Below are 23,457 nucleotides of genomic sequence, written 5' to 3' on the forward strand. Positions count from 1 at the left end.
CAATGCTCGACCCTTGCGGTCGGGTTCGGTCGTCACCGGTGGGGTCGCTACTGCCCGGGTGTAGCCGGTTCGGGCGCTGCCGGTGCTGGTGCCGGCTCAGCCGGTGCCAATCCGGGCAGCGGGATCGTCACGCCGGGCAGAATTTCGACCTGCCGTGGAGTGATGACGACCGGCGGGGAGATTTCCGTAGGAATCGGCAATGTCACCTGCGGCGGAGCGGACGGTGCCGCCGTGGTGGTCGGAGCGGGCGCCGAGTACTGCGGGACGCCTGCCTGACCGGCGATGGCCTCGGGCGTCGGGAACGTCTCGTTCGAGGTGCCCTCCAGCGTCCCGTCCATCGTCGCCTTCCAGATGTCCGACGGTATGCCCGATCCGTAGATCGGACCGCCGTAACTGTTCTCGAGCGGCAGGCCCTGTTCGGTACCGACCCACACCGCCGTCGACAGCGACGGGGTGTAGCCGACCATCCACGCGTCCTTGTTCTGACCGGTGTCGCCGAGCTGCGCGGTACCGGTCTTGGCTGCCGACTGACGACCGCCTGCGAGGTTGTGGCCGTTGGAGTATCCGGCGATCGGACGCATCGCCGAGGTCACGTTGTCCGCGACCGCCGCCGAGACCACCTGCTGGCCCGCCTCGGGTGCGCGGTCGAGCAACACCGTGCCGTCGGCCGTGACGACCTTCTGTACGAAGTGCGGGGTGTGGTACACCCCGGACGCCGCGAGTGTCGCATAGGCAGAGGCCATATCGAGGACCCGAGATTGGTACTGGCCGAGCACGATTCCGTAGTTCGGGCCCGCGTTGTCGGGCTCGGTCAACGTGGGGCCGACGCCCTCGATCTCCTGCGGGATACCGAGTTTGTGAGCCATGTCCGCGATGGCCTGCGGGCCGTTGTCCATGCCGAGCATCATGCGGTAGAAGCTCGTGTTGAGCGACCGCTTGAGGGCCTCGGCGATGGTGCAGGTTCCGCAGGATTCGCCCTCGACGTTGCTGATCTGGATGCCGTTGACGTCGAGCGAGGAGCTGTCGTACATCTTCGACAGCGGAATGCCCTGGTCCAGGGCAGCGGCGAGGCCGAACACCTTGAACGAGGAGCCGGTCTGCAGGCCCGATTGCGCGAAGTCGAATCCGCGCCCGTCCGCGCCGCCGTAGTACGAACGGACCGCGCCGCTGCGCGGATCGATCGACACCGACGCCGTCCGCAATTCCGACGGCTCGCCTTCGAGGTTGTTGTCCACGGCCTCGACCGCAGCTGCCTGCGCCTTCGGATCGATCGTCGTGGTGATCTGCAGACCCTCGGTGTTGAGGTCCTGCTCACTGACCCCGGCAGCGGACAACTCGCGCAGCACCTGGGCCTTGATCAGTCCGTTGGGACCCGCGTCGTCCGCATCGCCGGAGTCCACCTGGGAGCTGGGGATCCACGGCGGATACTGCATCGCGGCTCGCTGGGTCGCGTCGAGCTGGCCCTGCGACACCATGCCGTCGAGCACGTAGTTCCAGCGCGCCTGAGCACCCGTGGGGTTGAACTCGGGATCCAGACCCGAGGGCTGCTGAATCGTCGCCGCCAGCACGGCACCTTCTTCGACCGAGAGCTGATCGACGGACTTACCGAAATACGCCGTCGACGCGGCTGCGATGCCGTACGCGCCACGACCGAAGTAAATGGTGTTCAGATAGGCCGCGAGAATGTCGTCCTTGGACCACTGCCGCGCCATCTTGGAGGAGATGACCAGCTCGCGCATCTTGCGCGTCAGCGTCCGATCGTTACCGACCAAGGCGTTCTTCACGTACTGCTGGGTGATCGTGGAACCGCCGCCTGCGCTGTCGCGTCCGAGCACGTTGTCCCGCAGAGCTCGGCCGAATCCGGTTACCGAGAATCCGGGGTTGGAGTAGAAATCGCGGTCCTCGGCCGAGAGCACGGCATTGCGTACGTGCTCCGGGATCTGGTCGATCGTCACATCGGTCCGGTTGCCCTCGGGGGGCACCACCTTGCCGATCACGCTCGTGCCGTCGGACGCAAAGACAGTGGCGACCTGGTTGGTTCTGAGGTCACCGGGACGCGGGACGTCGACCAGCGTGTACGCCACCATGAACGCCAAAATCGGCACGATCAGACCCAAGGCGATCAGCGCGTACATCGTGCGCCGAACAACCCGCCACTTGGACTTCTTCTTCGTTTTCGCGGCGGGACCTCTTTCGGGCGGCTCGGGCGGTTCGCTGCCCGAGGAGCTGACTGATGGATCGTTCGGTTCGTGTGGCGGCGGGACGGATCCCGATCGGGTCACTCCGGCCGCAGCGGCTGCCGGCCCTGCTGCGGAGCGCGCAGCGGGCGTGACCGGTGGCTCCCCATAGCGGCGCTCACCGGGGGGCCGACCCTGGGGCGGTAAGGGACGCTGGCCTGACGCTGGTCCCGGACGCTGCCCAGGCGGAGGCATCGGAGGCCGGCCCTGAGGCGGCATCGGCCGCTGACCCGGCGGAGGACCAGGACGCTGCCCAGGCGGAGGCATCGGAGGCCGACCCTGAGGCGGCATCGGACGCTGACCGGGCGGAGGTCCAGGACGCTGTCCCGGGGGAGGTCCGGGTCGCTGACCGGGGGGAGGCATCGGTGGCCGACCCTGAGGCGGCATCGGACGCTGGCCGGGCGCAGGCATCGGCCGCTGACCGGGCGGCGGTATTGGGCGACGCCCGGGCGGATCGGAATGCCTGCTGCCGCGCGGGGGCCCCGGCACGTCGGGACGCCGTCCGGAGTCGCTGCGGCCAGGTTCGTTGTTACCGGGGTTGTTGTCGTAGGGGGAACTCACGTACAGATCTCCAGTAATTTCGGCGGCCGCGTCGACTTCTCGCGAAAAGGCATCAGCCGAGCGATTGTGTCACTCACTCGCGGTACGACGGTTCGGTTGGCGGGAACCCGATCGCGGACGACGGGGTTGCTTGGGTGCGGGGACGGCCCCGAGGACATAGGACTGGACGAGGTGGTTCCAGCTGCAGGAGCGGCACACCTCGACCACGTGGACCGAGAATTCCTCCTGGGTCGCAGCGAGCCGAACGAGTTCGTCGGCCGTTCGCGCCGACCCGGACAGCGCACCGAGCTTCTCACCGAAAACCCAGGACACCAAGGTGAGCTGCTCTTTGCGGCAGATGGGGCACACCACATCGCTACCGCGTCCGTGGAACTTGGCAGCGCGGAGCAGGTACGGATCCGCGTCGCAGACCGCCGCGACACCCGTCCTACCGGAGTAGACCTCGGCCAGCAGCGACCGACGCTGAAGGGCGTAGTCCACCACCTGTCGCTGAAGTCGCACGAGGACCAGAGTACGTGCGCCCCCTCCGATGGGGACCTGCGAACCCCCGCCTCGACGACGAGCGGCCCGCGTTCGAGGCCCGAGAAACTATGCTCCACCTGTGCAACCCTCGATCGAGCCCGCGACGAAGGGCAGCTGACCGACGCCGAACACTCTGCGCGGGTTGCAACGGCCGTGAGAGCGACCACGCTGGGCGATCTTCACCGGCTCATCGAAGACCTGCAGGGCGAGACCGATCTCGCGGAGATAGCCCCGTGGAAGAGCGTCACGGTGCCCGGGCGGCGTGGACGCCGGCTCGGGCTACTGACCGTTGTCGTGCCGTTGATCGGTGCCATCGTGGCCCTGACGTTCGGCATTCGCTCCTGCGCGGTGGCCGACGACCCTCGCCACCAGTTCGGCCCGGCGGGGTTCCTCGAACTCGAGGGTCTCGAACGGGTCGTGTCGGTTGCACGCGAAGAACTCGGCACAACGGTGCTCGACGACCTCAGTGTCTATCCGGACTACGCCATCTACACCCATGCCGTTCGCGACCGTCCACTTCTCTACACCGACTCGATCTACCGCGACGGGGCGATGGACGACTTCGGCACTCCGTCCACGCGCACTCCCTCCACGCTCACCGTCGACATCGGTTCCTTGAATCTGCCCGTCATCGCAGGCGTGACCGCCGGCGCGGGCGTCAGCTTGAACCTGACTCGGGTCGATACCGTCTACCTTCTGGTGCGCGACTTCGGCGGTGGCCCCCAGGTGTCGGTGTATGCGAGCAACGAGCTCGGTGAAAATGGTTATTTGACAACTGATCTCGACGGACATTTCACTTCCGTCAGACCGTTCGATCCGGAAGGCTAGGGGCCGACCATGGCGGAAAACTCGAGCAAACGAGCGCGGGACATCGATCGCGCCACGACGGCAACCGCACTGGACAGGGCGTACTCCGACGGCCAGATGACCTACGAGGAACATCGACTTCGTATCGAAAGAGCCGGCACTGCAGTCACACTCAGCGATCTCCGCGCTCTGACCGACGACCTGCAAAGCGACGTCGACCTGCCGGAACCGCCGCCGCGGCACTACGAACCCAAGCGCCGGGTGCTGTATGCGATTCTCGCCGTCATCGTCGTCGCCGTCGGATTGACCGTGATCCTGCTCGACTCTCGCGCCGACGACGAGCCCGCCGAGGTCGCAGTGCCCACGTCAGCTGCGACCCCGATGTCTGCCGTCGAGGTTGCCGACGGTGTGACGCCGATTGTCGCGCGGCCCTTCGTGTTCGACACCGCCGCTGGTCTCGACGATTTCCGAGCGCGCTACCTCGAGCAGTACAAGTCCTCGGAGGTGATCTCGGTGAGCATCCGATTCAACGACGAACGCGCCGACATCTACCGCTTCGACGCCGACCGTGCCGTCGAGGATGTGAGCGTCAGCGGCGGCTTCGAGCCCAGGCTGTATTCGTCGTCCAGCCTGAACGACGCGGGGACTTTCGACTGGACGACGATCGACCACACGCTCGTGGCCAATTTGCTTGCCGGAGTTCCCGAATCCCTCGGGAACCCGAATGCCGTGGTGAACAACCTCACGATCGACAACCGAGAGAGACCGGAGATGGAATTCCGCACCGCCGACAGCAGCCGCATCATCTTCGATTTCGCCGGTAATCCGATTGCGATTTACAGGTAACGCTGGCGGTCTTCACGTAACCGTCTCCCCTCCGCCCGAGACTGCCGACGATGTAGGCACCCTCTAAATCGATTCCCTGCCCGTCACCCTGGGCGTTCAGTGAACGGCATGAACACGTTCCGAACGTTCCACCACCTGACCGCCGACCCACCCGCCGCGCTCGTCTACACACGGATCGCGGACTTGCACGACGCAGCGCGGGCGGAGCAGATCGATCCGATCGATCGTCGCCCGCGGCTCCTGACCCGCCTGGTCGACGCCGTACTTCGGTCGAGGCCCGACCACCGCCCACTCTTGCGGCATCGCGCGACGTCGGTCTAGCGTCGCAGCACGATGATCACCTATCGGCTCGGCGTCGACGATCTGGCTCGCGTGCGGCTGGCGTACTCGGCGATGACCGAAACGGCATTGAGCTTGTGGGCCCTGGTGCTGGGGCCGCAGGGCAGGTTTCATCTGACGGACTGGCATGAGCAAGCGCGGAATGCCGAAGCGCACTACGACGCCGAACTGGTGCGCGCACTCGTATCCCCCTCCGGAGCACGGATTCCTGACTTCATCACACCGCTGCCCACCGACAAACGACTCGGTCTCGAGGAGGAGTGCGAGCTGATCGCGACGTCCGATCCGACTGTCGTCGCACACGACCTCATTACTGTGTTCGAGGGTCGTCCGCCGCCGGCGGCGCTGGCCGGAGTCTTCGATGACCCGCAGCGAGCTGCGCAGGTCGTTGCCGACGCCCTCTACGACTACCACCGCGCAGCAATCGCTCCATGCTGGTCGGCGATCAACCGAGTCCTGGAGTCGGACATCACCTTTCGCGGCAGAGAGTTCGCGCAGCGAGGTACAACGGGGTTGTTCGACGGGCTCGGTAGCTCTATTCGGTTGCTGGACAACGGACTGCTGGAAGAGCACTTGACGACGTCGTCCGTCGGCGACGGGTCACCTGACGACCGAGGACTGGTGCTCACCCCGTCGGTTTTCACCAAGAACGTGACGGCAATCTGGAACCAAGCATCACCCGGCCACTCGTGGCTGTCGTATCCGGCCCGCGGACAGGGAACAATGATCGGGGAGTACACCCCACTCGACCGAGGTCCTGCACTCGCGGCGTTGGTCGGAAGCGCGAAGGCCGAGCTGCTGCTCGCGCTTGCCGAGCCCGCATCCACCTCCCAGCTCGCGCACCGGTTCTCCGTCACGCCGAGCGCCGTCTCACAGAATCTTCGGGTGTTACGCGACAACGGACTGATCGAGGGCTCTCGACACGGCCGGTCGGTGTTGTACCGGCTCACGCCGCTCGGAACACAGATGGCGGCACTGCATCGAGGAGATCGATAACCCACCTGCCCGCTCCATCGCTCGATTCGACCTCACAACAGCGTCTCGGCACGACAAAACCGGACACCGGCTTGTCATTCAATGTATCGGCGCGATACATTCTTCGATAGTGCAGTCAATCGCATCGCCATGTTGTGTCGTTGGAATCGAGAAGGGGGAGTTGCATGCTCGAGCTCGCAATTCTCGGCTTGCTTCTCGAATCACCCATGCACGGCTACGAGCTCCGCAAGCGGCTCACTGGCCTACTCGGAGCTTTTCGAGCATTTTCGTACGGATCGCTGTACCCGGCACTCCGTCGACTTCAAACCGACGGTCTCATCGCCGAGGACGCCGGTCCCGAATTGCTCGTGAAACGACGAGCAAAACGGGTGTACGTGCTCACCCCACTCGGCAGGGAACGCTTTGCCGAACTGGTGGCCGACACCGGACCGCAGAACTACACCGACGACGGATTCGGCGTACATCTGGCCTTCTTCAGCCGGACCCCGGCGGAAGCTCGGGTCCGCATTCTCGAAGGCAGACGTCGCCAGGTCGAGGAGCGCCGAGAAGGCCTCCGCGACGCAGTGGCCAAGGCGAACGGGACTCTCGACCGCTACACCCGGCAGCTACACCAGCTCGGTCTCGAATCGAGCGAACGCGAGGTGCGCTGGCTCAACGAAGTCATCGCGGCCGAGCAGGCCGGCCCCAACCCAGCACCGTCCCACTCAGCACCGAACCGGACAGTCAAGACAGAAGGAGAACCCGACCATGGGTGAGAACAACAACGCAATCCGCGTGGCCATTGTGGGTGTGGGCAACTGCGCCTCATCCCTGGTCCAGGGTGTCGAGTACTACAAGGACGCAGACGAGAACGCCACCGTTCCCGGCCTGATGCACGTGATGTTCGGCAAGTACCACGTCCGCGACGTCGAGTTCGTCGCCGCGTTCGACGTGGACGCCAAGAAGGTCGGCTTCGACCTCTCCGAGGCCATCTTCGCCAGCGAGAACAACACCATCAAGATCGCCGACGTGCCCCCGAGCACCGTCAGCGTCCAGCGCGGCCCGACCCTCGACGGCATCGGCAAGTACTACTCCGAGACCATCGAGATCTCCGACGCCGAGCCCGTCGACGTGGCACAGGCCCTTCGTGACGCCAAGGTGGACGTGCTCGTGTCCTACCTGCCCGTCGGATCCGAAGAAGCCGACAAGTTCTACGCACAGGCATCCATCGACGCAGGCGTCGCCTTCGTCAACGCACTGCCCGTCTTCATCGCCAGCGATCCGGTCTGGGCCAAGAAGTTCGAGGACGCAGGCGTCCCCATCGTCGGCGACGACATCAAGAGCCAGGTCGGTGCCACCATCACCCACCGCGTCATGGCGAAGCTGTTCGAGGACCGCGGCGTGCAGCTCGACCGCACCATGCAGCTCAACGTCGGCGGCAACATGGACTTCCTCAACATGCTCGAGCGCACCCGCCTCGAGTCGAAGAAGATCTCCAAGACCCAGGCCGTGACGTCGAACCTCCAGAAGGAGTTCAACGCCAAGGACGTCCACATCGGACCGTCGGACCACGTCGGCTGGCTCGACGACCGCAAGTGGGCCTACGTCCGCCTCGAAGGCCGCGCCTTCGGTGACGTTCCCCTCAACCTCGAGTACAAGCTCGAAGTATGGGACTCGCCCAACTCCGCCGGCGTCATCATCGATGCAGTCCGCGCCGCCAAGATCGCCAAGGACCGCGGCATCGGCGGACCGGTCATCCCCGCTTCCGCATACCTGATGAAGAGCCCGCCGAAGCAGCTGGCCGACGACGTCGCCCGCGAGCAGCTCGAAGCGTTCATCATCGACGCATAACTGCCTGCGGCAGTGGTGTGACCGAGTGCCCCCAGCGGCACTCGTCCGCACCACTACGCAGAACGCCCGCCGGTCCACTAGATGTGACATTGACCCCCGAAAGGGCCACCAAATGTCACATCGAGTGCCGGCGGGCGTTCGCCTATCCCGCGGCGATGATGTCGCGCGGATCGAATGTCACCTTGATTTCCATGATTTTTCCGTTCTCGATTCGCTGCCAGTTCGCGGTCGCGGCCGGCGGTGCGATCGACGTGTGCAGGTCGAACCACGTCAGTACGTTCGGGCCATCCACGAAGACGTGCGCGATGTCGATATCGGTCACGATCTGCGACATTCCCTTCAATCCAGCCACACATTCGGCACCGCTGGTCGCTGTGCCGAGTGGCCCACGAAACGTTGCGTTCTCGTGCAGGATCGTCGCCAGGGTGTCGAAATCTTTGCCCTTCCAGGCCTCGAAGTAGGTCGCAGCAATGTCTTCGGGTGTCGGTGTCATGACTTCGAGTCTCGAACGAGCTGAGTCAGAAGTCCAACAGTTGGTTCCGATAAGCCCTAGAAGTTCTACTCATAACCGCAGCTACACAACACGCGCTATCGTTCTCGAGTGGCCATCGATCCCACCTCCCAGCATCCGGTCCTCGAACGCGTCCGGACACTGGCGTTCGCCTACCCCGAGGTGACAGAGAAAATTTCCCATGGCAGGCCGACGTTCCGTACAGCCACGGTGTTCGCCTACTTCGGCGGTGGCGTCAAAGGTGGTGACCAGTTCGATCTGTCGATTCTGGTCAAATGCGAGAGCGCCGAGGAGCAGCGGGCCTGCGAGCTCGAACCGCGCTACTTCCATCCCGCCTACCTCGGTCCATCAGGATGGGTGGGATTTGACCTGAGCAGTGACCGCAACGGCAAGGCCGATGACGACGTCTGGGCCGAAGCCGCCGAACTGATCGACTGCAGCTACCGCGTCACGGCACCGAAGCGCACTGTGGCGAGGCTCGACGCCGGCGAGGGTCCGAATCTTGGAGTCCAGCAATGGAACTGAGACAACTCGAATACTTCGTGGCCGTCGCAGAGGAAGCGAACTTCACCCGAGCCGCGGCCCGCGTGCATATCAGCCAGTCGGGGGTCAGCGCTCAGATCCGTTCGCTCGAACGAGAACTCGGTGCCGAGTTGATCGACAGGTCCGGCGGCACAGCCACGTTGACGACGGCCGGCAAGGCTGCTTTGACGCAGGCTCGCGCCACATTGGCCGCAGCCGGATCCGTCAAACAGTCCGTCGACGACGTGACCGGGCTACTGCGCGGCTCACTGAGCATCGGTATGGTCACCGCTTGCACCGTTCCACAACTGTTCGACGCGTTGGCGCGCTTCCACGCGGCTCATCCCGGCGTCGAACTTGCACTACGCGAGGACAATTCGGACCGCCTGGTGGCCGCTGTTCGCGCGGGAGATATGGATCTCGCGCTGGTAGGTGTCGCCGCCCGCAGCCCCGACGGGCTCGAATCGATGGTCGTGATCGACGAGCGGATCGTCGCAGCCGTTCCGGCGGAGCATCCACTGGCGGCGCAGAAGGAAGCGACACTCGCCGAGGTGTGCGAGTACCCGGTCGTCGCCTTACCATCGGGTACCGGCATTCGTGCGGTGTTCGACAGGGACTGCTATGGAGTAGGTCTGACTCCGTCGATCACATTGCAGGCCAGTGCACCTGACGCGGTGGCCGACCTCGCAGCCCGCGGTCTGGGGGTGGGGATCCTCAGCCGATCGATGGCGGAGTTCTACGGCGACAAGCTCGTCGCAGTCGAGCTGACCGACTCACACACCGCCGCCATGCTGGCCCTGGTGTGGCGCAGTGCGATGAGTCCTGCACTGACCGAACTGGTGTCCGTGGCGACGGCGAGTTTCAGCGAATCCTCTTGACGACGAACCACAGTGCGACAAGCAGACCGAGCAACGTCACGGACGGCAGTACGCCGGGATTTCCTCCGATGATCCCGGCGACGGCGAAACCGAGAGCTACCAGCGCGAAGAACCCGAGAATGCCTGCCAACAACTGTAGATGGTCCTGCGCCGTCACGACTTGACGCCGCCCGCCGTCAGTCCGGAGATGATCCGGCGCTGGAACAGCAGCACCATGATCACCAATGGAATCGCAACGATGGTGCCCGCGGCCATGATCGCGGCATACGGCACCACCAGCGGATCGTTGCCGGTGAACCGCGCGATGGCCACGGTCACCGGTTCGGTCTTGTCACTCGAGAGCTGACTGGCCAGCAGGTACTCGTTGACTGCTGCGATGAACGCGAGGATCGCGGTGGTGAACAAGGCAGGTGCGGCAAGTGGGAGCATCACCAGGCGGAATGCCTGGAAACGTCCGGCACCGTCGATCCGCGCGGCTTCTTCGAGTTCCCAGGGCAATTCGGCGAAGAACGCCGCCAGCGTATAGATCGTCAACGGCAGGACGAACGAGATGTTGGGGATGACCATCGCCTGGTAACTGCCGATCCATCCGATGTTGGTGAAGAACTGGAACAGCGGGGTCACCAATGCGACGACGGGGAACATCGACGCACCCAGGATGATGCCCGTCACCACGTACCTGAAGCGAAAGTCGATGCGGGAGAGCGCGTATGCCGTGAAGATGCCGATGACCAACGCGATCAGCGTGGTCGCGCCGCCCACGATCAGACTGTTGCCCACCGCACGCAGGAAATTGTTGCCGTTCGCCGTCGACAACGCGTTCTCGAAATTTTCCCACGTGACATGGGTCGGCCAGGGCGTCGTGTCGAAGGTGTAGCGCGGGTCGCGGAATGCGGTGACGACCATCCAGTAGAACGGCGCCAGTCCCCAGACGAGAATGACGACAACACCGAGGTAGATGCGAGCCTGCTTCATCGGCCGGGCCCCTTACGCTGATTGTCCTGAGTGGCAACGGCATTGGCACCGAGAAACTTCACCAGGATGAACGCCACGACGAATATCATGATGAACGAGATGGTCGACAACGACGCCGCGCTGTTGAATCCCTGCCGGATCTGATCCACCACCAGGATCGAGATGGTTCGCGTGGCGGGGTTGCCCTCGGTGAGGATGGCGGGCAAGTCGTACATCCGCAGCGCGTCCATGGTGCGGAACAGAATCGCGACCATCAATGCGGGCTTGACCAACGGCAGCGTGATCTTGGTGAAACGCTGCCACGCCGATGCCCCGTCGACGCGAGCAGCCTCGTAGACGTCGGCGGGAATCATCTGCAACCCGGCCAGAATCAACAGCGCCATGAACGGCGTCGTCTTCCACACGTCGGCGATTATTACCGCAAAACGAGCGGGCCACGCGTCGCCGGTCCACAGAATGTTCGTTCCCAGAATTCGATTGGCGATGCCGTCGTACGCGAAGATGAAGTACCAGAGCTTGGCCGTGACCGCCGTCGGGATAGCCCAGGGGATCAGGATTGCCGCGCGCAGCAAAGCGCGTCCGGCAAAGGTCTTGCCCATGATGAGGGCCATCCCGAAGCCGATCACCACCTCGATGGACACGGTCACCACCGTGAAGAACGCCGTGTTTCCGACCGCACCCCAGAACTGAGAACCGAGGGTCCCCGGCGGGCAGGGCACCAACGTGCCCGACGCCGAGGTGCACTGCTGCAGAATCCAATGCGTGTAGTTGTCGAAGCCGGCAGAACCACCGGTGACGAACATGCCGGTAGCGGGATCGAGACCTGGATCCTTGGAGAAGGACATCACCAGAGCTCGGATCACCGGGTAGACGATGACGATCGCAAGGATCACCATCGTCGGTGCGATCAACAGCCAAGCCCGGCCCTGCGTCAGGCCGAAGCGCTTGTTCTTGGACCGCACATGCCGACCGCGGCCGGGGAACGAGCCCCCGGCCGCGGTGGTTGCGGCGGCCCCACTGGTCACACCAGCAGGTACAGCCATTGGTTCTCCCGAAATCAGTTGGCGCCGGCGGTTTCGATACCGGCCTGCATGTCCGTGATCGCCTGGTCCACGCTCTTCTCACCCTTGATGGCGGCAGAAACGTTGTCCTGCACGGCCTTCGAGACGGCCGGGTAGAACGGGGTGACGGGGCGCGGAACTGCATTCTCGATGGATGCCTTCAACGCGGGAAGGTACGGCATCGCGGCGATCAGTGCGGGATCGTCGTACAACGACGAGAGCACAGGCGGCAAAGCGCCCTCGGCGATGATGCGCTGAGCTTTCTCACCCTGCATGAATCGCAGGAAGTCGGCAGCAGTGGCCTTGTTCGCGGAGTACGCGCTGATCGCGGCGTTGTATCCGCCGAGCGTCGAGGTGCCCACTCCGGTGACTCCGGGAAGCGGTGCCACCGCGTACTTGCCGACCACAGCCGAACCTTCTTCCCCCGCGGTGCCGTAGACGTACGGCCAGTTGCGCAGGAACAGTGTCTTTCCGTCCTGGAACGCCTGCTGGCTGTCGGACTCCTTGAACGTGGTGTCCTGGGCCGGGATGACGCCGGTCTCGAACGCGGTGACGAGGGTCTGCAGTCCGGCCTTGGCTTCCGGGCTGTTGACGGTGGGGGTCTTGCCGTCTTCGGCGACGATCGATCCGCCGTGTGCGTTGATGATCTCCGACGCGTTGGCCGTCAGACCTTCGTATGGGGCGAATTGCCCTGCGTAGCAATCGATGTTGTTGTCCCGGGCGACCTGGCAGTCCTCGGTGAGCTCGGCCCAGGTGGTGGGCGCCTCGGGGAGCAGATCACTGCGGTAGTAGAGCAGCCCGCCGTTGGTGTTCTTCGGCGCGGCGTACTGCTTGCCGTTGTAGGTGGCACTCGCGACGGTCGCGGGCAGAACGCCTGCGTTGTCGAGGGCGAATTCGCCCTCGAGCGGCACGAGCCAGCCCTTGGCCGCGAACTCGGCGGTCCAGACGACGTCGAGTGCCATCACGTCGTAGTCGCTCTGCTGTGCCTGGAGCTGCTGAACGAAGTCGTCGTGAGCCTGATCGGCATCGGCGGACTGTTCCTTGAAGGTGACCTGCTCTTCGGGGTGGCTGGAGTTCCACTCCGAGACGATCTGCTGGACGACACCGGTCTCGGTGGTGTCCTGGCCCTCTACATAGGTGATAGGTCCACGGCCGTCGGCGTTTTCGGATGCAGCACCCGAATCGCCGCTCGAACCGCTGTCGCTCGAACATCCGGTGAGCGTCAGCAGCGTGGCTGCCGTTGCAACCACCGCCACCTTCGTGATCAAAGACGCCATGTGTTCTCTCCACTTACTTCTACGCGGTGGTATGCGCCCGGAGATCGGCATGCAGAATCGTGCAGTGATGCTCCCCCGACACATATGTCGATGGGTACTGTGGCACACAACTCACCGCGCAGGGGTCATTATCGCGTTCCTGAATCGGTCAACCCCGACCTGTCGGAGGTGCCCGGTACCCTTTCGCTCATGAGTTCGGACAAGATGCTGACGCGAATCGGCGGATTACTGCGCCAGGCGGAGTCCACCGACAACCCCCACGAGGCCGAGGCCTTCATGGAGGCAGCTCAGCGTTTGGCCACGTCGGCATCGGTGGATCTGGCCGTGGCGCGTTCACACAGCGCATCCCGCGAACGGCAGGCGACGCCGACCCAGAAGGTCATCCCCATCGGTGAACCCGGCAAGCGTGGGCTCAAGACCTACGTGCAACTGTTCGTCGCCATCGCCCATGCCAACGACGTCCAGTGCGATGTGTCCAGATCGTCGACGCAGGTGTTCGCCTACGGCTTCGACTCCGACATCGAGACCACCGAGGCCCTGTACTCCTCACTGCTGATCCAGATGGTCCGAGCATCGGACGCGTACATCAAATCCGGTGCCTACAAGTCCGAGACGGCCATTCGTACCGTCACCGAGATCAAGAATCGCCGACGCTACACCCGGCGCGAGGAAGTGCCCGTCGCTGCCGTGACCGCACGACTGAACTTCCAGACCGCGTTCGCAGCCCGCATCGGTCAGCGACTCGGGGAGGTGAAGAAGGACACCGAGGCCACCGCCATCGCTCAGGAACAGCAGGGTGCCGGTACCGCATTGGTGTTGCGTAACAAGGAGGTCGAGCTTCGGGACTACTACCGTCAGACCTCGACGGCTCGGGGCCACTGGCGGGGTCAGAGTGCAAACGCCGGGTACTCCGAGGGTGCCCGCAAGGCCGGAGATCGAGCGGGACGAAACGCGAAGATCGGTGCGCACGCCGAACTCGACGGAGCAAGCAGGCAGCTGGGTCGCTGATCAAGGCCCGCTCGACGTCGCCGCAAATACCGGCCATCCAATTTCGGTGCGCCACAACGCAGAGTCCTCGGTATCGCGCGGACCGACCACATAGACCTCGCGCACCGGTCCCGCGATCGCCAGGCCGTTGGTCTCGACATATACCCCGAGTGCGCCGTACGTGACATCGATATCGTCGTGCGATCCGTGATGAACTGTCACCGCGAGTTCGGCGGGATGCAGCGTCATCGGCCGAATTCTGTTCAGAGACGATGCATCCGGTGTGGGGACATACACGGTCATGACCCCGCGACCTTCGGTGAACAACTCATTGTCGTAGAGCCCGCCCGGTGGTCCGGTGGTTTCGGAGACGACTGCGTCGATCTCGGCCATCGCCTCGGAGTACCAACCGAGTACGTCGGACGCGTCGACGACCTCCGAAATAGCGGCCACCGAACACTTCTCGGTGAGGATGCGTCGAACCTCGATGGTCGGCGGCGTCGGATCCAACAATCGGCGCAGGGCAGTAACCGCGGATCGGGTGTCGTCCAACTGCCGTTCGAGCCGAGTGAGGTGTTCGCTGATCAACCGGGCTCGTGCATCGGGGTCCGGGGTGCGCACGATCGCCCGCACCTCCTTCTCCGGCATCTGCATGCTGCGGAACCGTCTGATGATCTGCGCCGTGGCGACCTGTTCGATGTCGTAGTACCGGTAGCCGGAGTAATCGTCGACGGTCGCAGGCTCGAGCAGCCCCGACTCGTGATAGCGCCGCAGCGTCTTCACCGACAGGTGTGTGATCCGAGAGAACTCGCCGATCGTCAGCAATCCGTTCATGTCGACATTCTCACCCCTCTCGGTGGGGGAGAGTCGACTCTCCCCGAAAAGGAGGGCTCGGGTGTAGCCGGCCGTTCGGGCGACGGGTGGGGGAGCGTGACGGGTCAGTCGAGACGCTTCAGCACCACACGAAGGCCGACGACGCTGGCGACGGGGAACAGCGAGGCGACCAGCCACGGGACGGCCGCACCCCAGCCGGTGGCAGGGGACGCGTCGATCACGGCGCCGAGTGCGGTCGATCCGATGAGCACTCCGATGCCGCCGAGCGAGGCCATGAAACCGTAGTACGAGCCCAGTCGACGTTCGGCGGCCATGCGCGGCACCAGGTCCCGAGCTTGCGGCATGGCGATCATCTGTCCCAGAGCGAGCAACAACACGAACAGTGCTGCCGGGATCAGACCCACAAATCCGTGCAATTCGAGCGGCGCAGCAACGGCCACGAGAACGAAAGACGCTGCCATGACGGCAAATCCGATCGGCAATGTGATCCGCGGTGATACCCCGGCGACCCGTCGGGTGATCGGCAGCTGAGTCGACACCACCAGTACCGCCGAGATCGCGAAGAACCAACCGAGCACCGTCTGCGAACCCCATGCCCGCTCGACCTCGAGCGGCAGCAGCAGGTACAGCTGGTTGTAGGCCACCAACTGTGCGCTCATCGCCACCGCGAACAGCACAAAAGTCCGGTTGCGCACCACATCGGTCCATCCCGAGAGCCACGGGTCGTCGCGATGCTCACCACGCTCGCGCGGCAACCACCGCACGTGGGCCGCGATGACCAGGACGAAGATCGCCGCAGCCACCAGGCAGGCGATACGGAAGTCGACGAGCAACAGCACCGATCCGACGAGCGGGCCGGTGAAGGAGCCGATCTGGCTGCATACCGACATCAGCGCGAACGTCTGCACCCGCGTCGGGCCGCCATCGACCTCGCTCTTGCCCGCCTCGATCGCCACAGCGGATTCCACTGCGGGAGAGAACAATGCGGCGGCAAATCCGATCGATACCGTGGCGATCAGCACCGCCAGCAGCGAATCGGCGAACGCCAGGCCAACGAAGCCCGCCACCCGCAGCACACAGCCGACGAGCACGACCGGCTTGATGCCCCACCGATCCGCGAGTGTGCCGCCGACGAAGAACAACCCTTGCTGCGAAAAGGTTCTGATGCCGAGAACCACTCCGACGACCGCCGCCCCGAGCCCCAGGTCACTCGTCAGATGAACCGACAGATACGGCAACACCATGAAAAAGCCGATGTTGAAGGTCATCTGGGTCAGGACGAGCAATCGGACGGTGGGGGTGGCCCGCCCTAGATCGACGAAAAACGACCACCGCCATCGCGTCGGCGACCTGTCGGTCCCCGTGCTCATGTACTCGAACTCATGTAACGCGCCCTCCTGCATCGACTTTCTCGACGACGCTACCGGTCGACCTCACCCGACCCGATGCGGCTGCGGCGAGCGAGACAGCGAGAACGGCGAGGGCCATCAACGAGGCCAGCGGAGCTGCCGCTACCCACGGTGCTCGCTCGACCGCTGCGACTCCGTCGGACAGAATCAACCCCCAGTCCGCTGCGGGCGGTTGCGGTCCGAGACCGAGGAATCCGAGTGCAGCCAACGCCAGAGCGACACCGGGAAGCCGAATCATGGCGTGCCGCAGCACCACCGGAACCACGGTGGGCACGACAGCCCCGAGCAGAATGCGGGTCTCGCCGGCACCGAGCGTCGGCAGAATGGAGATGTAGGGCCGAGCCCGGGTTTCCTCGACGAGCGCAGCGGTGTGCGCCGCGAGCGGTGCCCACGTGACGATCAGGACCGCGACGGCAGCACCTCCTGCGCTCGGCCCCCAGATCGCCGCGATCAGAATTCCGGTGACCACCGGCGGTGCCGCGTTGGTCACCTCCACCAGGCCCCTCGACGCGCGCGGAACCAGACCCAACAGAACTCCGACCACCAGCGCCGCGAGCGTGACGGCAAGGGAGAGGCCGATGGACCGTAGTGCACCATCGGCGACCCGGGCCAGTAGATCTCGTCCGGACGCGTCCGTACCGAATGGGTAGGCAAGGGATGGAGCCGCGAACTTCTCCCTCGTCGTTGACTGCCCATCGCGCGGAAGACCCACGATCACCATGATCCCGAGGGCGGAAGCCGCCACGATCGGCACGAGCCAGCGTCGCGGAGACGGGTGGAAGACGCCGGACGGGATGGGCATTGCCTTCTCGTGCACTGCGCTGCCGAGAAGCAATCGCCGGGCAAGTTCCGCGACGATTCCGAGCGCAGCGCTGACGGCCAACAGCAGCAGAATGTCGATCTGCAGGGCAGGTAGGTCCTGAGACTGCGCATCGCCCAGGGTGGCACGGCCCAATCCCGGTATGGCGAAGACCTTTTCGACGGCCACCGCACCGCCCGTCATCGCGACCATGACAAGACCGATCTGCGACGCAATACTCGGAAGTGCACGGCGCAGTACTGCGCAGGCGATCTCCGATCGGGAGAATCCGGCGACCGTCCACGTGGTCACCCATCTCTCGGTGAAGGTGACGGCGATCGCGTCCGCGAGCAATCGGCCGATCAGCCCTCCCGCCGGGAGTCCGAGGGCGAGCGCAGGCAGCACCGCGTACTCGGGACCGTTCCAGCCGTACGCCGGAAAGGACAGCCAGACGGCTCCGAGCACGACGAGTGCCGACGCGAGCAAGAACTCCGGTAGCGATGTCAACGCTGCGGCGACGCCGCCCCCGGTGCGTCTCGGGCTGCCGCGCAAACCTGCTCGCACACTGGGCAACACGACGACAGCCGCCGTCACGACTGCAACCACCATCGCAAAGACCACGAGTGTGAGCGAGACCGTCAAGGCATCGAGTGCCCCCGGCAGAACGGGTTCACCTGTGTTCCAGGACGTTCCGGGATTGCCCGACGCGATGCCGGTGAGCCAGTCCCAGAACATCCGCAGCGGTCCGGAGTCGAGGCCGAGGTCGCGGCGAATGGCGGCGAGGGCCTCCGGTGTTGCCTCCTGCTCTGCCGAGCGAGCCCGCAGAATGCTCAGTGCCGGATCGCGATCGGATAGCCAGGGCAGCATCCCGACGACGAGAACGACTCCGATGACCGCAACGAGGCGCGAGGCAGTGGTGCGCACTTCCTACTCGAAGGTGGTCTGGTTGGTGATGAGGGTGCGTTCTCGTGGATCGCGGGCAACGCCGGTGATTCCCTCGGTTTCGCCCTGGATGACGCGTTCGTGCAGCATCGGTACCGCCGCATCCTTCTCCAGGATCAGCTTCTCGGCCTCGAGAACGGCGGCGCGGCGCTCGTCACCCGGCTCGGTGGCGGAGGCATCTCCCAGGGCCGCATCCACCTGGGGGTCGCAGAACTGGGAGATGTTGAACGAGCCCTCGCACGCGAAATCGGAGTACATGTAGGCCGCCGGGTCACCGGAGTCGAGCACCGTGGCGCGGGAGAGGATGAACGCATCGAATGCGCCACTGAGAGCGTCTGTTTCGATGAACTGGTACTCGCGTACCACCTGGTTCACGACGAATCCCTTCGCCTCGAGTTCCTGTTGCAACAGCACGGCGACCTCGGGAAGTTCGGCGCGGTCGGTGAACGTGGCGAGGGTGATCGTCTTACCTGTGGCGTCGCCCGCCGGGGTCTCGGTGCGCGTGGGACGGTCCGCGGCCCACGGGAGCGCCGGTCCGAGCAATCCGTTCGCGGCGTCGGCGCGACCCTCGTAGACCTGCTCGACCAGACGATCCTTGTCCACCGATTCCCTTGCGGCGGCGCGCATGGCCGGGTCTGCGAACACTCCGGAAGCGGTGTTCAGGTAGAGGGTGTTGGTACGCGGCATGGGGACCTCGTGCACCAGCTCTCGGTCGATGTTGGCGGCCTGCGACACCGGAATCGCCTCCACCACATCGGCCGTCCCGTTGCGAAGCGCAGCGGCGCGGGCGGTGCCGTCGGGCACGAAATCGACGTCGATGCCGGAGAGTTTCGCAGGCTCTCCCCAATAGTTCTCGTTGCGATCGAGAGTGGCACTCGACGTGCCGTCCACGGCAGTCAACACGAACGGCCCGGTGCCGGTGCCGACGGGATTGCTTCCACCGGACGAATAGGCCACGGGGGCGAGGATTGCCAACTGAGGGCTCGAGAGTCGCTGCGGGACCAGCGGATCGATGACCTCGGTGGTCACCGATACGGTGTCGTCGTCGGAGGCAGTGGCCGTCAGCTCGACGCCGTCGAGGATGCGCGGCTTCGGCGCGGCCGTCGTGGCAGCGGTCAGAGCGGTGACGACGGCGGCGGCATCGAGAGGCTCCCCGTTGTGGAAGGTCACGTCGGGTCGGAGGTCGAAACTCCAGGTGCGTTCGTCGACACGATTCCACGCTGTCGCCAGCGCCGGCTGAGCGTCACCCAGGTCGTCGAGGGAAATCAAGGTCTCGGCTGTCGACCAGCGTGAGAGTTTGAAGGCGTCGTCGCTGAACTGCGAGAGCCCCGAGCGCGGTGGCTGCAGCATCGCCACGCGCGCGCGGTTCTCGGCATCCCCAGACGCGGACCCGGATGCGAAACAACCGGTGAGCGTGAGTGCACCGACGGCTACGAGCGCGCCGATGCGAAATATGTTGTTGGTCAAGGGATCTCCTGTGTAGTCATGCAAGCCGGGGTACGGCGTCTATCAGGTCTCGGGTGCACGAGTGCTGGGGTTCGGTCAGAATGTCTCGCACGCAGCCGGTTTCGACGATCCGGCCGTCGTGCATCACCGATATGTCGTTGCAGAGCCGAGCAACTGCCGACAGATCGTGGCTGACGATCAGCAATGCGCTCGGCAGACCAGCCAACACTGCGAGGACCTGCTCGCGCAGATCGGGGTCCAGTCCGCTGACCGGCTCGTCCGCCAGCAAGTACTGCGGTTCGCATGCCACCGCACGAGCGATCGCAACGCGTTGATTCTGACCACCGGACAGTTCCGTCGGTCGGCGCTGCAGAGAGCGCTCGTCCAGTCCGACGGCAGCGAGTGCCGCGCCTGCCTTGGTTCGATGATCGCCGTCGACCCCGAGAAGTCGCAGCGGTGTCGCCACCAGATCCAGAACACTCCGTCGTGGGTCGAGGCTGGTCGCCGGATCCTGGGGCACATATTGCACACGCTGCCGAAACCATCGGAGTGAGCGAGCCGAACCGGGACGTACTGTGCGTCCCTCCAGTTCGACGGAACCCGTCTCGGGCGAGTCCACCGCCAACAGCGTGCGCAGCAATGTTGTTTTGCCCGAACCGGATTCGCCGATCACGGCGACACGACCGGCCGGCGACAGGGTGAACGAGACTGCGTCCAGCGCGGTGCGTGACGATCCGTGACAGTCGAAGCGCCGGGTGACCTCGGTCGCCACCAATCCTGGCGTCATGGCGTCACCAACTGACGGTAAGGATCTGCAGCCCTGGCTACGTCGAGCATGTGCCGCACCCGATCCGATGCCGGGTTCTCGAGTACTGCTGCGGTGGAACCGGATTCGATGATGGTGCCGGAGTCCACGATCACGAGGTGATCGCAGAGCTGTGCGGCCACGGCGATGTCATGGGTGATGAACAGCAGCGACGCCGCCTCCCGGAGCGCGTCGACCACTCGCGCCTGGCTGACCACATCGAGGGCCGTCGTCGGCTCGTCGGCAATCACCAGCGAGGTCTCCCGCGCCAATGCCAGTGCGATACACACACGTTGGCGCTGACCGCCGGACAGCTCGAGCGGATGCGAGGCCAGGATGCGCCTCCCATCACGCAGACCCACACGTTCGAGCAGCGCGGCCGCGTCGGGTGCTCGCAATTGCCTACCGACGGTGACCATGGGATTGAGGGCGGTGGACGAATCCTGAAACACCATCGCGGGGCGAGCGGTGCGCGGTCGCCGGGGCGTAGGAACTCCGGCAACGTCATGGCCGCCGACGAGGATTCGGCCGGTACAGGTGATGCCCGGTGGCAGCTGCCCGACGAGGGCCGACGCGATCAGGGACTTGCCCGAGCCCGACGCCCCCAGCAGGCCGAGACGGCGGCCGGCTGGAATCTCGAACGACACACGATCGACGATGCGGGTGCGCCCGGCGTCGATGCAGAGGCCATCGACGACGAGCACGGGATCTCCTGAACGATAGAACTGGGAACGACTTCGACAATCGTTGTCGATAGACGACTTTAGGGGAGTCGAAGTTCGAACACAAACCCGCTAACTCGGCAACGCGAGCCGTTGGCTCGTCGGGGCTGTTCGGCTGGAGGTCAGTTCGCTGGTGACTAACGCTGGCGGTGGTCGACAACATGAGCTCGACGACCGCAGGCAGCGGAGTCGTCACACACCGGGCTGTGCGAGGTATGCCTCTGTGATCGATGCCAAGACACCCGGAAAGCGCTCGTCGAGTTCATGCAGTCGAAGAGTTGTCCATTTTCGCCGGCCTTCCTCGCGTTGATGGATCACCCCGGCCTCCCGTAGTACTCGGAAATGATGAGTCAGGGTGGATGGTGCGACGTCGACATCGAATGTGCCGCAGGGCCTTTCGATGTCTCGAATGAGCGTCAAGACAATACTCATCCGAGTCGGATCGGCGAGCGCATGTAGGACCTCGAGAAGATCGATTTCGTCGGCACCGGGGTGGTGGAGAGCGGCGCGCTGCCGAGTCCGCATGTCGAGCCTCTTTCGATGAGTGGAGCCAACCGTTCGACATCCATCGTACTTGGAGGTAGCGTCTCCAATCATTCGATATACGTCGAACATAGTAGGAGTCGATATGGGCAGGTCACGCGCTGCAGTTCCCAGCTTCGAGTCGTCGGGTGGAATGTCACGTCAGGAGGCGCCACCGTCGGGCGCACACCCATTGCGGTGGGTGATGTTGCCGGTCGTCCTGGTCGCAATGTTCATGGCGCAGTTCGATCTCTATGTGGTCAATGTCGGCCTTCCGGTACTTCAGCGCGAACTCGGTGCGTCCGAGGCGGGGCTGGAGTTGATCGTCGGCGGCTACGCGTTCACTTATGCAGCGGGACTCATCACAGGAGGCCGTATCGGCGATCAGTTCGGTCATCGACGCGCGTTCCTCGTCGGCATGGTCCTGTTCGGTCTTGCGTCACTACTCTGCGGGCTTGCCGCCACCTCGACGCAGCTCGTCGCATTCCGGTTGATTCATGGATTGACCGCAGCGCTGCTGGTTCCGCAAGTACTGGCATTGATCACACGCGCGTTTCCACCGGCCGAACGCACGAACGCACTGTCCTGGTTCGGCGTCACCATGGGGGTCGGAGCCGTCGCCGGTCAAGTTCTCGGTGGGGTACTACTCAATTTCGATGTACTCGGATTGGGTTGGCGCACAATTTTTTTGATCAATGTGCCCATTGCCTTGGCGACCGCGGTACTGGGTCTGCGTTCGCTGCCCCGACACGACCGCACCGAACCGGCGTCATTCGACCTCATCGGGGCCGTCGGGATCACCACTGCACTCGGACTCGTTCTGGTCCCGTTGGTTCTGGGTCGTGGCGAGGGCTGGGCTCCCTGGACCTGGATCTGCCTTGCCCTGTCGATACCGACGTTGGTGCTGACGCTGTTTCGCGAACGGACGCTCGAACGACGCGGTGGGCGGCCGATCGTTCCGCTCGCACTGTTCTCTCGTGCCGCGTTCACTGTGGGTTTGGGGGCCTCGGTTGCGTTGTTCGCTGCGTTCTTCAGCGAGGTGTTCACTCTGACGCTGGTCTTGCAGAACGGACTAGGCCTGACACCACTGTGGGCAGGACTGATGTTCGCCCCATTGGGCATCGCCTTCGCGGTAGCGTCGATCTGCGCGAAGGGAGCGATCGCCCGACGCGGACCTGCGGTGATCGCCTTCGGAGCGGGGCTTGCGGTGATCGGGTTTTTCACCCTTACTGTCATTTCACTCTGTGCTGGAACAGATTTGGCTGCCTGGATGTTGACAGGGCCCATGATCGCAATCGGTCTGGGCAACGGTACGGCGGTACCGGCACTGATCGGCACAGTGCTGGCCAAGATCGACCCGCTCCACGCAGGTGCCGCGGCGGGCGTCCTGACCACTGCTCAACAGTTCTCCAGCGCGATGGGAATCGCTGCGATCGGGGCGGTGTTCTTCACGGCGCTCGGTTCCTCGGCCAATGCCGATACTGCAAGCTACGCACATGCATTGGCTGTGGCCTCACTCTGTGGCGGAGTATCTGCAGCAGTCGGGACCGCATTGGCGGCGAAGCTGGCATCTCTACACCGTCCGCACAGAGCTCCGTAACCGGGTCATCTGCAATTCCTGCTCCACTT

25 protein-coding genes are annotated in these 23,457 nt (G+C 64.4%); 11 read left to right on the forward strand and 14 right to left on the reverse strand.

The features are described 5' to 3' along the window. Positions 1–47: 47 nt before the first annotated feature. The gene (locus CH294_RS09150) at positions 48–2,135 is read right to left on the reverse strand and encodes a transglycosylase domain-containing protein (protein WP_037152039.1); all 2,088 of its coding nucleotides are present in this window, start codon (positions 2,133–2,135) and stop codon (positions 48–50) included. On the opposite strand from CH294_RS09150, the gene CH294_RS09155 reads away from it, so the two are divergent. Further along, positions 2,086–2,349 (forward strand): hypothetical protein, encoded by a 264-nt coding sequence (locus tag CH294_RS09155; protein ID WP_165430152.1) that lies wholly within the window; start codon positions 2,086–2,088, stop codon positions 2,347–2,349. The genes CH294_RS09150 and CH294_RS09155 overlap by 50 nt on opposite strands. Positions 2,350–2,867: 518 nt before the next feature. Here CH294_RS09155 and CH294_RS27440 read toward each other — a convergent pair. Next, complete coding sequence (locus CH294_RS27440; protein WP_170944655.1) at positions 2,868–3,299, reverse strand: DUF5318 domain-containing protein; 432 nt, start codon at positions 3,297–3,299, stop codon at positions 2,868–2,870. A gap of 36 nt (positions 3,300–3,335) precedes the next feature. Between CH294_RS27440 and CH294_RS27445 the strand changes: the two genes are divergently transcribed. The 6 genes from CH294_RS27445 (at position 3,336) to CH294_RS09195 (ending at position 8,138) form a co-directional block, all read left to right on the forward strand. Beyond that, positions 3,336–4,148, forward strand: a complete 813-nt coding sequence (locus CH294_RS27445) for a DUF1707 domain-containing protein (RefSeq protein WP_283164500.1) — start codon at positions 3,336–3,338, stop codon at positions 4,146–4,148. A gap of 9 nt (positions 4,149–4,157) precedes the next feature. After that, positions 4,158–4,973 carry a DUF1707 domain-containing protein gene (locus CH294_RS09175; protein ID WP_094737719.1) on the forward strand — a complete coding sequence of 272 codons (816 nt, stop codon included), beginning with the start codon at positions 4,158–4,160 and terminating at the stop codon, positions 4,971–4,973. Positions 4,974–5,081: 108 nt separating this feature from the next. After that, on the forward strand, positions 5,082–5,294 hold the full coding sequence (locus tag CH294_RS09180; RefSeq protein ID WP_141216475.1) for a hypothetical protein: 213 nt from the start codon (positions 5,082–5,084) through the stop codon (positions 5,292–5,294). A 12-nt stretch (positions 5,295–5,306) separates the two neighbouring features. After that, entirely contained in the window at positions 5,307–6,308 is a 1,002-nt protein-coding gene (locus tag CH294_RS09185) for a helix-turn-helix domain-containing protein (RefSeq protein WP_094737721.1), read from the forward strand. Positions 6,309–6,472: 164 nt separating this feature from the next. Further along, positions 6,473–7,063 carry a PadR family transcriptional regulator gene (locus tag CH294_RS09190; RefSeq protein WP_032402751.1) on the forward strand — a complete coding sequence of 197 codons (591 nt, stop codon included), beginning with the start codon at positions 6,473–6,475 and terminating at the stop codon, positions 7,061–7,063. Continuing rightward, positions 7,056–8,138: an inositol-3-phosphate synthase gene (locus CH294_RS09195; protein WP_032378712.1), complete on the forward strand. Its 1,083-nt coding sequence runs from the start codon at positions 7,056–7,058 to the stop codon at positions 8,136–8,138. The genes CH294_RS09190 and CH294_RS09195 overlap by 8 nt, the downstream gene beginning before the upstream one ends. Positions 8,139–8,280: 142 nt before the next feature. Here CH294_RS09195 and CH294_RS09200 read toward each other — a convergent pair whose 3' ends face one another. Next, complete coding sequence (locus tag CH294_RS09200; protein WP_094737722.1) at positions 8,281–8,631, reverse strand: nuclear transport factor 2 family protein; 351 nt, start codon at positions 8,629–8,631, stop codon at positions 8,281–8,283. A gap of 108 nt (positions 8,632–8,739) precedes the next feature. Between CH294_RS09200 and CH294_RS09205 the strand changes: the two genes are divergently transcribed. Then, positions 8,740–9,174 carry an MmcQ/YjbR family DNA-binding protein gene (locus tag CH294_RS09205; RefSeq protein WP_032402749.1) on the forward strand — a complete coding sequence of 145 codons (435 nt, stop codon included), beginning with the start codon at positions 8,740–8,742 and terminating at the stop codon, positions 9,172–9,174. Beyond that, on the forward strand, positions 9,165–10,049 hold the full coding sequence (locus CH294_RS09210; RefSeq protein WP_032402748.1) for a LysR family transcriptional regulator: 885 nt from the start codon (positions 9,165–9,167) through the stop codon (positions 10,047–10,049). The genes CH294_RS09205 and CH294_RS09210 overlap by 10 nt, the downstream gene beginning before the upstream one ends. On the opposite strand, the gene CH294_RS27450 is transcribed toward CH294_RS09210, so the two are convergent. The 4 genes from CH294_RS27450 to CH294_RS09225 are packed head-to-tail and all read right to left on the reverse strand — an operon-like array spanning position 10,033 to position 13,362. Continuing rightward, the gene (locus CH294_RS27450; RefSeq protein WP_165430164.1) at positions 10,033–10,206 is read right to left on the reverse strand and encodes a hypothetical protein; all 174 of its coding nucleotides are present in this window, start codon (positions 10,204–10,206) and stop codon (positions 10,033–10,035) included. The genes CH294_RS09210 and CH294_RS27450 overlap by 17 nt on opposite strands. Then, positions 10,203–11,024 (reverse strand): carbohydrate ABC transporter permease, encoded by an 822-nt coding sequence (locus CH294_RS09215; RefSeq protein ID WP_094737723.1) that lies wholly within the window; start codon positions 11,022–11,024, stop codon positions 10,203–10,205. The genes CH294_RS27450 and CH294_RS09215 overlap by 4 nt, the downstream gene beginning before the upstream one ends. Next, a complete protein-coding gene (locus tag CH294_RS09220; RefSeq protein WP_170944656.1) occupies positions 11,021–12,067 on the reverse strand; it encodes a sugar ABC transporter permease in 1,047 nt (348 codons plus the stop codon). Before CH294_RS09220 ends, CH294_RS09215 begins: the two co-directional genes overlap by 4 nt. 14 nt (positions 12,068–12,081) lie before the next feature. Beyond that, positions 12,082–13,362 carry an ABC transporter substrate-binding protein gene (locus CH294_RS09225; protein WP_094737724.1) on the reverse strand — a complete coding sequence of 427 codons (1,281 nt, stop codon included), beginning with the start codon at positions 13,360–13,362 and terminating at the stop codon, positions 12,082–12,084. Between the two features lie 189 nt (positions 13,363–13,551). Between CH294_RS09225 and CH294_RS09230 the strand changes: the two genes are divergently transcribed. Beyond that, entirely contained in the window at positions 13,552–14,370 is an 819-nt protein-coding gene (locus CH294_RS09230; protein WP_094737864.1) for a DUF2786 domain-containing protein, read from the forward strand. Here the strand turns inward: CH294_RS09230 and CH294_RS09235 are convergent, their stop codons facing one another. From CH294_RS09235 to CH294_RS09265, 7 genes are all read right to left on the reverse strand, one after another. Then, complete coding sequence (locus tag CH294_RS09235; protein ID WP_094737725.1) at positions 14,371–15,183, reverse strand: MerR family transcriptional regulator; 813 nt, start codon at positions 15,181–15,183, stop codon at positions 14,371–14,373. Positions 15,184–15,287: 104 nt separating this feature from the next. Next, complete coding sequence (locus CH294_RS09240) at positions 15,288–16,553, reverse strand: MFS transporter (RefSeq protein WP_094737865.1); 1,266 nt, start codon at positions 16,551–16,553, stop codon at positions 15,288–15,290. A gap of 10 nt (positions 16,554–16,563) precedes the next feature. Then, positions 16,564–18,315: an ABC transporter permease subunit gene (locus tag CH294_RS09245; RefSeq protein WP_212709778.1), complete on the reverse strand. Its 1,752-nt coding sequence runs from the start codon at positions 18,313–18,315 to the stop codon at positions 16,564–16,566. A gap of 3 nt (positions 18,316–18,318) precedes the next feature. Next, positions 18,319–19,800, reverse strand: coding sequence for an ABC transporter substrate-binding protein (locus CH294_RS09250; RefSeq protein ID WP_094737726.1), 1,482 nt, complete (start codon positions 19,798–19,800; stop codon positions 18,319–18,321). Positions 19,801–19,816: 16 nt separating this feature from the next. Further along, the gene (locus CH294_RS09255; protein WP_094737727.1) at positions 19,817–20,566 is read right to left on the reverse strand and encodes an ABC transporter ATP-binding protein; all 750 of its coding nucleotides are present in this window, start codon (positions 20,564–20,566) and stop codon (positions 19,817–19,819) included. Beyond that, on the reverse strand, positions 20,563–21,288 hold the full coding sequence (locus tag CH294_RS09260; protein ID WP_170944657.1) for an ATP-binding cassette domain-containing protein: 726 nt from the start codon (positions 21,286–21,288) through the stop codon (positions 20,563–20,565). The genes CH294_RS09255 and CH294_RS09260 overlap by 4 nt, the downstream gene beginning before the upstream one ends. 210 nt (positions 21,289–21,498) lie before the next feature. Then, positions 21,499–21,831 (reverse strand): helix-turn-helix domain-containing protein, encoded by a 333-nt coding sequence (locus tag CH294_RS09265; RefSeq protein ID WP_094737729.1) that lies wholly within the window; start codon positions 21,829–21,831, stop codon positions 21,499–21,501. Between the two features lie 103 nt (positions 21,832–21,934). On the opposite strand from CH294_RS09265, the gene CH294_RS09270 reads away from it, so the two are divergent. Beyond that, positions 21,935–23,428, forward strand: coding sequence for an MFS transporter (locus CH294_RS09270; protein WP_094737730.1), 1,494 nt, complete (start codon positions 21,935–21,937; stop codon positions 23,426–23,428). Positions 23,429–23,457 lie beyond the last annotated feature (29 nt).

Source organism: Rhodococcus sp. 14-2483-1-1 (assembly GCF_002259335.1).
Lineage (GTDB): Bacteria > Actinomycetota > Actinomycetes > Mycobacteriales > Mycobacteriaceae > Rhodococcoides.